This window comes from Acinetobacter pecorum, from assembly GCF_014837015.1.
GTDB lineage: Bacteria > Pseudomonadota > Gammaproteobacteria > Pseudomonadales > Moraxellaceae > Acinetobacter > Acinetobacter pecorum.
In genome coordinates, this window is sequence record NZ_JACSPT010000044.1 from 1 (window position 1) to 1237 (window position 1237).

Sequence of the window (1237 nt, forward strand, 5' to 3'; positions counted from 1 at the left end):
TTTTTTATTTAAGTTAGGCCACCTGACCTAACGGGTTAATCTTATCATAGTACATTGCTTCAAACTCAAAAGGCGATACATAACCCAGTGCACTGTGTACACGCTTTTTATTGAACCAATCTACCCAGTTTAGTGTCGCAAGTTGTACATCTGCTAAACCTTGCCAATCTGCTTTTAAATATTCAATCACCTCTGTTTTGTATAAGCCATTCACCGTTTCAGCCAAAGCATTATCGTATGAATCACCAGTCGTACCGACTGATGCTCGTAAATTTGCAGCTTCTAAACGATTGGTATAGCGAATAGAAAGATATTGAACACCTCTATCGGAATGATGAATCACATTCTTTGGCATGCCTCGATCGTGCAATGCTTGCTCAAGTGCATCGAGCACCATATCTGTATTCATCCGTGTAGATACTTTCCATCCAACAATTGCTCGTGAGAACACATCAATAATAAAGGCGGTATAGACCCAGCCTGAATGAGTTTGAATATACGTAAAGTCACTCACCCACAGTTGGTCAGGATGATCAGCATTAAAATTACGTTTCACTAAATCATCTGCTCTTTTTTGATCATCTCGGTTACGGGTGGTTTGTTTATTCTTACCACGCCAAACACCTTGTATACCTAGCTTCTGCATCAATCGAGCAACTGTACAACGTGCGATAACATAACCTTCACGTTTCAATTGTTGCCAGACCTTACGCACACCATATCGACCTGAACTTTCTTTCCAAATTCGTTTAATTTGTTCAGCATGATACTCATCATGTAGATCTCGTTTCGCTCGATGTTCTGGATTGTCAGCGAGATCTAAAGTTCGGTAATAGGTTGAAGCTGCGATCGGTAAAATCCTACAAATCGCATCAACACCATATAAGTCTTTATTGTTATGGATGAAATCCACCATTATTTGTGTGGGCGGTCGAGCTCCGCCTGGGCGAAAAAAGCGGCTGCTTTACGTAGAATTTCATTGGCACGCTTTAATTCTTTAATTTCACGTTCCATTTGCTTCATTTTTTCTTGATCAGATATCTGTTGTACTTTAATAGGATTTTGCTGATCTAAATGCTTTTGATGCCAGGCACGAAGTGTTTCAGGAGTACAACCAATCTTAGGCGCAATTGCTGTGATTGCAGCCCAAGTAGAAGGATAATCTTTTTCAGATTCAATCAATAATTGAACCGCTCTTTCTCTGATTTCAGGGGTATATTTTAATTTTGTCATCGGG

The 1237-nt window shown here is 39.9% G+C and carries 1 protein-coding gene and 1 other annotated feature; the gene reads right to left on the reverse strand.

The genetic code is table 11. The annotated features are described in order from the left end of the window. Positions 1-13: 13 nt before the first annotated feature. Positions 14-1233, reverse strand: a protein-coding gene (locus tag H9629_RS15265; protein ID WP_191731456.1) for an IS3 family transposase whose coding sequence is annotated in 2 segments (ribosomal slippage) — positions 14-957 and positions 957-1233 — 1221 coding nt in all. Because the reading frame shifts where the segments join, the coding sequence is not laid out codon by codon here. Next, positions 842-958, reverse strand: a sequence feature (AL1L pseudoknot). (Overlaps the previous gene by 117 nt.) Positions 1234-1237 lie beyond the last annotated feature (4 nt).